We start from the raw sequence: 9,008 nt of genomic DNA, 5'->3' as shown, positions 1-9,008 counted from the left end.
GCCACCACCAGGTTGTCCTCGAGGTCGTTGTGGACGCTGCGGAGGTTGCACGCCGTCCAGAGGTCCGATTCGTCCGCGCCCACGGCGGTGGCCTGTTTTCGCATGCTGTTCACGCATCCCCACGCGGTTTCGGTTGCCGTTACCGCGTCGCTTTGGGTGAGCGATCCCTTCTCTGCGCGAGCGATGCGCTTGAACGTCGAGACGGCAACGTAAAACACGTCTTTCACGATGGCAGCGGGGTAAAGAAGAGGGAATTCGTACTCGAAAGCGAATACGATGAGGTCGATCGCCTCTTTGCCTCCCGCACGATCAGGGAGGAAATAGTCGAGCCAGACGTTCGTGTCGATGAGGAGGGAGGGCCGTTGGCTAACCATCGAGGCCTCGCTCCCGCAAGCGTTCCATCAAGGCGTACTCGCGCATCTCGGCGTACGACGCGTTCTTCGTCCACTCCGAAGGCTCGATCCCCGCTCGTTCGTACGCGTCGGCAACGATATTCGCGCTTTTGAGAGCGACGGCCCGCCTTCGCGCGCGCTCTTCCTCGGCTTCGCGTTTCTCCGCTTCGTCTTCGGTGTCGAACAGGCTTTGTATGATCTGCGGGTTATGCGAATTGCGGGCGGCGAAGTCCCACAGCTTGCGGACGGCTTGCGACGGCGTCATCCCGGCCTTCTCCAGCGCCGCATCGCCGCGCTCCTTGAGCGAGCGGCTGATGCGCGTGTTCATCTGCGCCATTTCCGTCGACATAACAAACCTCCCTTCGACAATGCTATGCCATATAGTATAGCAACTATATAAATGTATAGCAACAAAGTCTGATCGTGTGCCAGCAAAGAGGGGTTTCGTACGCTTTCAAGACGTTTTACCTGATCAACACCCTTACTCATCCATTATTGGTGGCGTTCGTCACCCATAAATATCCTTGCTTGCCGCACGTTTTCACGAACTACGGACGTTTTCCGTCCGTCCGTCGCGCCGTAAGGTGAAGTCGCTCGAAGCCGAGAGGAGGAATCGGCGGGGCGTTATCAGACGAGCGAAACGGGGGACATCATGAGACAAGACGACCAGCGCTCCGACGCGACCCAGGCTGACGCTGCCAATCAGCGTGCCGACGCGAACCAGGCCGACGCCGTTGCTGCCGACCAAAGTTTCGACGACACGGTGGAAGCCGTCGTCAAGCGCCTCAAGGCGAACCGCGCGAACACGCTGGCGCTGTGCGCGTGCCTTGCCGTCTGCGAGACGCGCATGCCCTATCGCGAGGCCGAGACGCTCATCGGCCAGCGTCCCGAGCTGAACCTCAGCACGCAGAACGCCCACGCGCTGCTGCGCATCATGATCGATTGCGGCGGCGTGGAAGCCGAGGAGGTTCCCGAGCCGGCGTGCGAGCCGGGCGACGAGAAGCAGGATCAGCCCGTCGACTACACGGTGCGGACCACCGAGGCGGGCAGGGCGGCGCTGGCGCGGTTCGAGCCGACGAAGCGGTTCGGCCGCATGTTGCAAGACGAACCTGCCGGCTACGCGCAGGCGTATGCCATCGTGCTCGCCCTGTGCGAGGACGGCGCGACGAAGGCCGCCATCGAGCAGGCGCTTGAGGGCAACCCTGCGCTGAGCAATCCGAAGCAGGTATTCCCCAGCTACTTCATCTCCAAGCTGGAGACCGTGGGTGGTCTTACATGGGACGGTTCGTGGAAAGCCACGGAAGCCGGCCGGCAGATGCTGGCCCTGGTCGGGTAAAGCGCTGCTCGATCGCCGCCCGCGCAAACGGGCGCTCCCATCTGAGATAGCAAGCAAACAAGCAAGCGAAGACGAGAAGAAGGAGGGAACATGACACAGCCAACCATCACGCGACGCAGTTTCGTGAAGTCGGCGGCGGCGCTGGGCGCCGCATGCGGCTTGGGCGTCGCCGTGAGCGACGACCTGGTGAACGTGGATCCGGCGCACGCCGACACCGGCGGCGACGTGAAGATCGTGAAGACGGCCTGCCGCGCCTGCATCGCAAGCTGCGCCGTGCTGGCGCATGTGAAGAACGGTCGCGTCATCAAGATCGAGGGCAACCCCGAAAGCCCCATGAGCCAAGGCGGCCTGTGCGCGAAGGGCATGGCCGGCATCCAGGCGCTGTACCATCCCAACCGCAACAAGTACCCCATGCGCCGCGTGGGCGAGCGCGGCCAGAACCAGTGGGAGCGCATCACTTGGGACGAGGCCATCACTGAGATCGCCACGAAGCTCATCGAGATAGACGAGAAGTACGGCTCCGAATGCGTGGCCGTGTCCACCGGTGGTGGCGGAAACCCGCACTTCAGCAACGTGAAGCGCTTCGGCGAGGCCATCAACACGCCCAACGTGTGGGAGCCCGGCTGCGCGCAGTGCTACCTGCCGCGCATGGGCGCCTCGCAGCTGTCCAACGGCATGGGCAAGCCCAACAACCTGTCGTTCAGCGACTCCAACGGCTGGGACTACTACTTCACCGATTCGCCGGTGGACTCCCTGGTGCTGTGGGGCACCGACCCGTCGAACAGTTCCGTGGCCACGGGCGGCCGCGCGCTGGCCGAGCTGCGCGCCCGCGAAAAGGGCCTGAAGACCGTGGTCATCGACCCGCGCATGACCATGGACGCCGCCAAGGCCGAAGTGTGGCTGCCCATCCGTCCCGGCACCGACGCCGCGCTGCTCATGGCGTGGACGAAGTGGATCATCGACAACAAGAAGTACGACGAGGACTTCTGCACGAACTGGACGAACATGCCCTACCTCGTGAACCCGGAGACGCGCCTGACCCTCAAGCCCACCGAGTGCGGCCTCGAGGGAACCGACAAGGACTACGTCATCTGGGATCCGGCGCAGAACAAGCCCGTCGTGCTGGAATACCCCATGAACGAAGGCGTGAAGCCGCCGCTGTTCGGCTCCTACGAGATCGACGGCAAGCAGTACCCCACGGGCGGCCAGCTGCTGAAGGAGAGCGTCGACGAGTTCACGCTGGCGAAAGCCGCCGAAATCTGCTGGCTCGACGAGGGCCAGATCGAGAAGGCGCTGGAAATCTACACCACCGGCCAGTCCGGCATCATGCAGGGCGTGCCCATCGACCAGTACGAGCAGTCGCAGCAGTGCGCGCTCGGCGCCCTCAACCTGGAATACCTCATGGGCAACGTGCAGAAGCCCGGCGCCATGCTGCAAAGCTTCAAGCCCTGCCCGGCGCGCGACCAGATTCCCAACACGCCGCGCTTCCTGCACAAGGACAAGATGCTCAAGCGCCTGGGCGTGCAGGAGCACAAGGGCCTGCTGGACTGGGACATGGCGTTCATCCCCGCGGTGTTCAAGGCTATGAAGGACGGCGATCCGTACCAGATCCACGCGTGGTTCGAGCGCTCCGGCAACAAGCACGTGGTGCTGGGCAACGCCACGTGCCTCGACGAGATCGTCCCGAACCTCGACTTCGTCTGCCACATCTTCATGTACCCGACCGCGTTCTCGGTGCTGTGCGCCGACATGCTGCTGCCTTCTGCCGAGTGGCTTGAAACCAACCTGGTCATCCCGCAGCTGAACGCCATCGTCATCCGCCAGGCGGTCACCCACCTGTTCGAGACGGTGGAAGAGGGCCTCATCTGGACGCAGATCGTGCAGAAGATGGCCGAGATGGGCAACGTCCACGCGCAGGAGGCCTTCACGGCCGAGGGCACGAACGGCATCCCCATGTACAGAAACGAGTACGAGAAGCAGAAGCTGCACCTGAACAACTTGAAGATGAGCTGGGAGGAGGCGGCCGAGAAGGGCGTGTTCGAGTGGTGCACCGAAGAGGAGTACCGCACGTACTACGGCTATAAGGCGGTTGACGAGGCCACGGGCAAGGAGAAGGGCTTCGGCACGCCTTCCAAGAAGTGCGAGGTGTACTGCGAGTCCAACACCATCCTGGGCCGCACGGGCTTCCCCTGGTCGCAGTGCTTCGAGGAGAAGAACCTGGTGCTGGAGCCGGCCTCGAAGGACTACGAGCCGCTGTGCTACTACAAGGAGCCGGCCGAAAGCCCGCTCACGGACACCGAGTATCCGCTGGTGCTGACCGAGGGCCGTCTGCCTATGTACCACCACGGCACGCTGCGCAACATACCCTACCTGCGCGAGATCTACCCCGTGCCCGAGATGTGGATCCATCCCGACGACGCGGCGACCTACGGCGTGGAGGACGGCCAGTGGTGCACCATCGCCAGCCGTCGCGGCGAGACGCACGGGAAGGCGCGCGTGACCACGGCTATCGCCAAGGGCGTCATCTACCAGGAGCGCTTCTGGGCACCCGAGCTGCTGGACACCGACCCCGAGCGCGCCTACCGCGTGATGAACATCAACGTGCTGACCAAGAACGACGAGCCGTACAATCCCGAGTACGGCACCTATACCCTGCGCGGCTTCCAGGTGAAGGTCACGCCTGACGCCGCTGCTCCGGAAGGCGTGTGGACCGAGCCCGAGCAGTTCGAGCCTTGGATGCCGCAGCCGAGCGATCCCACCGAGGAGGTGTTCGATTATGGCGCATAACTGCATTGTGGTGAACCTCGATCGCTGCACGGGCTGCTACTCCTGCGAGATCACGTGCAAGATGGAGAACGACATCGCCCTGGGCGAGCATTGGAACAAGATGCTGCAGCGCGGGCCCTTCGGCGACTACCCGAACATGACGCGCTACCCGCTGCCCACCATGTGCCAGCAGTGCGCCGACGCCCCGTGCGTGCACATGTGCCCCACCGGCGCCAGCTACCGCGACGGCAACAACGTGGTGCTCATCGACCGCGAGAAGTGCATCGGCTGCAAGTACTGCATGATGGCCTGCCCTTACGGCGTGCGCGATTGGAACAAGGCGTCCAAGACGGTGGAAAAGTGCACGCTGTGCGGCCACCTGACGGCGAACGGCGAGCTTCCTGCGTGCGTGAAGAGCTGCAGCGCCGGCGCCCGTTTCTACGGCGACTTGGACGATCCGAACTCCGACGTGTCCAAGGAGCTGGCGAAGTACGATGCGGCGGACATCCACGAGCTGCCGAACGTGGGCAACAACCCCTGCACGAAGTACATCATGACCAGCATGCACGGCGAGTGGATGGAAGGGGCTGAGTAGCATGGACATCCAATGGTCCCTCGTTCTGTTCACGGCGATCGCCAGCTGCGGCACATGGGTGTCGGTCGGCGTGGCCGTTGACGAGCTGCGTGGATTGACGCAGCGCACCAACCTGGTGGCTTCCGTTCTGGCGCTCGTGCTGGCCGTCGTGGGCGGCATCGCGTCGGTCACGCACCTGTCGCACCCCGACCGCATCATGGCCGTGCTGAGCCATCCCACGGCGGGCATCTTCCTGGAAGCGCTGCTCATCGGTCTGTTCATCGCGGCGGTGGCCGTGTACGTGATCCTGCTGAAGCGCGATGCGTCGGCCGGAGCCCGCAAAGCGGTTGCCGTGCTGGCCGCCGTCATCGGCATCGTGTTCAGCTTCGCCAGCGGCTACTCCTACATGATGGAGGCGCGCACCACGTGGAACACCATCACGCTGCCGTTGGGCTATCTGGGCTTCGGCGCGGCGAGCGGCTTGAGCCTGTACCTGCTGCTGGTCGCCTGCAAGAAAGAGAGCGCCGAGGCCGTGAAGCTGGCCGGCTTGGAAACCGTGATCGGCGGCGTTCTGGCGCTCGTGTCCGGTTTGGCCTTCGGCTTCGCGTCCGGCGCGGCGACGGGCGATGCCGCGGCCATCTTCTGGGTCGCACTCGTGTGCGGCGGTCTCGCGCCCCTCGTGTGCGGATGGCTGGCGCGCAGCAAGCCCGCGTCGGCCGTGACCATGGCGACCGTCGCGTTCGCCGGCGGCATCATCGGATCCATCGCGTTCCGCGCCGTCATGTGGATGGTGGGCACCGCGGTGGCCAACTACTTCGGCATCGTCCTGTAGACGATGCCGGCGGGGAAGGGGCCGTCCTGCGCGCGTGCGGAGGACGGCCCCCGACCGGGCCGCTCGATCAAGCCATACGCAACCCCCCCCCTCCCCTCATGCGTATGGCTCGATCGGTCGACAACGGAACCGGTAACCAACGGGGAATGCAAGGAGAGCACCATGGAACAGCATGATCGCGAAGAGCTTGCCGAGGTGAACGCCGCGCGCAAGGGCTTTTACGAATTCCTGGCAAGCATGTACAAGCTGGAACTGACCGACGAGCAGATAGGGACGCTGACGAAGCAGGACCTGCCGACGGATGCCGAGTACGTGGGCGCGGGATACGCGACGGTGAAGGAGTACCTGCGCCATCGCGATTCGGGCACGCGCCAGGAGCTTGCCGTGGACTACGCGCGCGTGTTCTTGTGCGCGGGCATGTACGAGCAGCTGATGGCGCCGCCGTACGAGTCGGTGTACACGAGCGAGGAGCACCTGCTCATGCAGGATGCGCGCGATTCCGCGGTGGCGTTCTACCTGGGCGAGGAGCTGGGCCTGCCGGCCGACAACACCACGCCGGAGGATCATCTGTCGTTCGAGTTCCAGTTCATGGCGAAGCTGATCGAGCGCGCGGGCGCGGCGCTCGATGCTGGCGACGAGGCGCGCTACGCCGAGCTGTGCGCGAAGCAACGCGCGTTCTTCGACGAGCACCTGGCCAACTGGGTGCCGCGTTTGTGCGCTGACGTGCGCGCGTACGCGCAAACCGCGTTCTATCGGGGCGTCGCCGACATCACCGAGGGCTTTCTGCAGTTGGAAGACCAGATGATCGGCCAGAGCGCCCAGGCGGCGTAAGCCATGGCCGCGTACACGCGACGGGCGTTCGCAGGGTTCTGCGGCGCAGCGGCCGTATTCGCCGCGTTCGGCGGGGCGGTGAAGGCGGCCGACGGCGCGTCCGAAACCGCGCTCGTGCGGCCGCCGGGGGCGCAGGACGAGCTGCATCTGCTGGCCTCGTGCGTGAAGTGCGACCGCTGCCGCAGCGTGTGCCACACCGGGGTGATCGGCGTGGCGGAGGTTGGCGACGGCTTTCTACGCGCCCGCACGCCCAAGCTGAACTTCCATCGGGGAAGCTGCGACTTCTGCGGCGACTGCCAGCGCGTATGCCCCACGGGAGCCATCGGGGCGTTCGACCCGGAGGCCGACAAGATGGGCATGGCGGTGGTGCAGAAGGACCGCTGCGTGGCCTACTACCAGGGGTGCGTCGAGTGCCAGAAGGCCTGCCCGTTCGAGGCGATCGCGCTTGATGGAGACGGCCATCCCGTGGTGGACGCCGACCGATGCAACGGCTGCGGCGTGTGCGAGGACGTGTGCCCGGCGCTTGTGTACCGCAGCTTCTCGGGCGGCACGCGGCGCGGCATCGTGGTGGTGAGTCCCAGCGCGTACGCGCGACTGGGGAAGACGGTGGTGGAGGACGAGAGCGAGATGAGCGCGTGATGAAACGGAACTCCAAACTGCTGCGCACGCTGTCCGTCTTGGCGGTGATTGCGCTCGTGTGCCTGGGGCTGGCCCTGCACACCGGTACGGGCACGCCGTCGGCCTGGGGCATCTACGACATCGCGGCCATCTGTCCGCTCGGCGCGGCGGAGGCGGCGCTGGCCAGCAAGACCGTGGTGCCGCCGATGCTCATCGCGCTGGCCATCGGTATTGCGCTGGTGGTGCTGTTCGGCCGTGCGTTCTGCGCCTGGGGCTGCCCGATCCCCCTGCTGAGGCGTATCTTCGGCTTGAAGGAGCCGAAGCGCAAGCGTCGTGCGTCCGATGCGCTCGACGTGCCCGCCGCCCAGCGCGGCGGCGCGGCCGATTCGCGCAACTGGGTGCTGGGCGGCGCGCTGCTGTCCACGGCGGTGTTCGGGTTCCCGGTGTTCTGTCTCATCTGCCCGGTGGGCCTCACGTTCGCCACGCTCATCGCGGTGTGGCGCTTGTTCCAGTTCAACGAGGTGGCCCTGTCGTTGCTGGTGTTTCCGGCCATGCTCGCCCTGGAGGTGCTGGTGCTGCGCAAGTGGTGCAGCCGCTTCTGCCCGCTGGGCGCGCTGTTGTCGCTGGTGTCGCGGCTGAACAAGACGTTTCGTCCCGTCAGCAACGAGGCGACGTGTTTGCGCTCGTCCAAAGGCGAGCCCTGCCATCAGTGCGCCGACGTGTGTCCCGAGGGCATCGACCTGCACGACGCATCCGGCTCGGCGCCGATGCACGAGTGCACGAAATGCCGTGCGTGCGCCGACGCATGCCCGATGCATGCCATCTCGTTTCCGTTTCTTCCGAAACGCGTCGGCGAGGACGGCGACGGGGTCGAAGCGGGGGAGGACGAGCGGGTGTTAGAATAGGCCTTTGCGGTACGGGGAGCGCGGGCTGTTGCGAGGCCGCGTAAAGGGGAGGAACATGATGCGTGAGATGAAGGCTGGCGAAGAGCGGGATCGCGCGCGGTTTTCGGCGACGCGGCTGCTCGAGGACCTGGACGAGCAGTGGCCCAGCATGAAGTTCCTGGGCTTCGGAGCTTATTACGCGTGGATTTTCCTCAGCTACAACAGCGACGTGCTGTTCGGCTGGTCGGGGGCTTCCGTCGGGGGCAACGCCATGTCGGTGATGTACCTGGCTTCCACGACGGCGCTGGGCCTCGTGCTCATCGTGGCCGGGGCGTTCCAGAAGGTCACGGCGCGCATCGTGGAGTCGCGGCTGTCGGTGACGGTGCTGGCGGGAATGGCGACGCTGGCCACGCTGGTGGTGGCCTGGTCGGCGCCTGCCCAGGCCGGCGAGGCGCTGTACGTGGCGGGTTGCTCGCTCACCGGGGTGGGCACCGCGTTCGTCGCCTTGCGCCTGGGTTCGGTGTACAGCACGGTGGGCGCGCGCCAAGCTTTCATGTACACGGCGGGGTCGTTCATCTTCGCGGGCATGCTGTACTTCGTCTGCATCGGGCTGCCCCAGCCGGTGGGGCTGCTGATGGCGGCCAGCTTGCCGCTTCTGGCGGTGGTGTTCACCATGGCCGCGGTGCGCGCGCCGAGCGAGCCGGCGGAGGACGTCGTTCCCGTGCGCGAGCTTCCGCGCGGCTACTTCATCCGCCTCGTGGTGGCGGTGTCGGTG

9 protein-coding genes and 1 pseudogene are annotated in these 9,008 nt (G+C 65.4%); 8 read left to right on the top strand and 2 right to left on the bottom strand.

The genetic code is table 11. The annotated features are described in order from the left end of the window. Nucleotides 1-374, bottom strand: a 374-nt coding sequence (locus ACMO6A_RS08520; RefSeq protein WP_418471103.1) for a hypothetical protein, incomplete at its 3' end; no start/stop codon positions are given. Continuing rightward, nucleotides 367-741: a type II toxin-antitoxin system RelB/DinJ family antitoxin gene (locus ACMO6A_RS08515; RefSeq protein ID WP_009306884.1), complete on the bottom strand. Its 375-nt coding sequence runs from the start codon at nucleotides 739-741 to the stop codon at nucleotides 367-369. The genes ACMO6A_RS08515 and ACMO6A_RS08520, both read right to left, overlap by 8 nt. A 303-nt stretch (nucleotides 742-1,044) precedes the next feature. Here ACMO6A_RS08515 and ACMO6A_RS08510 point away from each other — a divergent pair, with 303 nt between their 5' ends. The 8 genes and pseudogenes from ACMO6A_RS08510 to ACMO6A_RS08475 all read left to right on the top strand — a co-directional run. Continuing rightward, a complete protein-coding gene (locus ACMO6A_RS08510; RefSeq protein WP_316329343.1) occupies nucleotides 1,045-1,728 on the top strand; it encodes a hypothetical protein in 684 nt (227 codons plus the stop codon). A gap of 90 nt (nucleotides 1,729-1,818) precedes the next feature. Then, on the top strand, nucleotides 1,819-4,515 hold the full coding sequence (locus ACMO6A_RS08505) for a molybdopterin-containing oxidoreductase family protein (protein WP_009609392.1): 2,697 nt from the start codon (nucleotides 1,819-1,821) through the stop codon (nucleotides 4,513-4,515). Then, nucleotides 4,505-5,089: a 4Fe-4S dicluster domain-containing protein gene (locus ACMO6A_RS08500; RefSeq protein WP_418471101.1), complete on the top strand. Its 585-nt coding sequence runs from the start codon at nucleotides 4,505-4,507 to the stop codon at nucleotides 5,087-5,089. Before ACMO6A_RS08505 ends, ACMO6A_RS08500 begins: the two co-directional genes overlap by 11 nt. Nucleotide 5,090: 1 nt before the next feature. Further along, nucleotides 5,091-5,900 carry a dimethyl sulfoxide reductase anchor subunit family protein gene (locus ACMO6A_RS08495; protein ID WP_009306880.1) on the top strand — a complete coding sequence of 270 codons (810 nt, stop codon included), beginning with the start codon at nucleotides 5,091-5,093 and terminating at the stop codon, nucleotides 5,898-5,900. A 162-nt stretch (nucleotides 5,901-6,062) separates the two neighbouring features. Further along, the gene (locus ACMO6A_RS08490; RefSeq protein ID WP_009306879.1) at nucleotides 6,063-6,731 is read left to right on the top strand and encodes a TorD/DmsD family molecular chaperone; all 669 of its coding nucleotides are present in this window, start codon (nucleotides 6,063-6,065) and stop codon (nucleotides 6,729-6,731) included. 3 nt (nucleotides 6,732-6,734) lie between these two features. Continuing rightward, a complete protein-coding gene (locus ACMO6A_RS08485; protein WP_009306878.1) occupies nucleotides 6,735-7,370 on the top strand; it encodes a 4Fe-4S dicluster domain-containing protein in 636 nt (211 codons plus the stop codon). Then, the gene (locus ACMO6A_RS08480) at nucleotides 7,370-8,254 is read left to right on the top strand and encodes a 4Fe-4S binding protein (protein ID WP_009306877.1); all 885 of its coding nucleotides are present in this window, start codon (nucleotides 7,370-7,372) and stop codon (nucleotides 8,252-8,254) included. The genes ACMO6A_RS08485 and ACMO6A_RS08480 overlap by 1 nt, the downstream gene beginning before the upstream one ends. Before the next feature lie 55 nt (nucleotides 8,255-8,309). Further along, a pseudogene (locus ACMO6A_RS08475) lies at nucleotides 8,310-9,008 on the top strand (LuxR family transcriptional regulator); the annotation flags it as partial.

The sequence above is a fragment of the Eggerthella sp. genome (assembly GCF_048329335.1).
GTDB lineage: Bacteria > Actinomycetota > Coriobacteriia > Coriobacteriales > Eggerthellaceae > Eggerthella > Eggerthella lenta.
Note: the sequence above shows the minus strand (reverse complement) of the source record. Positions and strands in the feature narration are given on the sequence as shown.

Coding starts and splice junctions, on each gene's coding strand:
- ACMO6A_RS08505 (WP_009609392.1), top strand. CDS start 1,819: ATGACACAGCCAACCATCACGCGACGCAGTTTCGTGAAGTCGGCGGCG.
- ACMO6A_RS08485 (WP_009306878.1), top strand. CDS start 6,735: ATGGCCGCGTACACGCGACGGGCGTTCGCAGGGTTCTGCGGCGCAGCG.
- ACMO6A_RS08500 (WP_418471101.1), top strand. CDS start 4,505: ATGGCGCATAACTGCATTGTGGTGAACCTCGATCGCTGCACGGGCTGC.
- ACMO6A_RS08495 (WP_009306880.1), top strand. CDS start 5,091: ATGGACATCCAATGGTCCCTCGTTCTGTTCACGGCGATCGCCAGCTGC.
- ACMO6A_RS08480 (WP_009306877.1), top strand. CDS start 7,370: ATGAAACGGAACTCCAAACTGCTGCGCACGCTGTCCGTCTTGGCGGTG.
- ACMO6A_RS08515 (WP_009306884.1), bottom strand. CDS start 741: ATGTCGACGGAAATGGCGCAGATGAACACGCGCATCAGCCGCTCGCTC.
- ACMO6A_RS08510 (WP_316329343.1), top strand. CDS start 1,045: ATGAGACAAGACGACCAGCGCTCCGACGCGACCCAGGCTGACGCTGCC.
- ACMO6A_RS08490 (WP_009306879.1), top strand. CDS start 6,063: ATGGAACAGCATGATCGCGAAGAGCTTGCCGAGGTGAACGCCGCGCGC.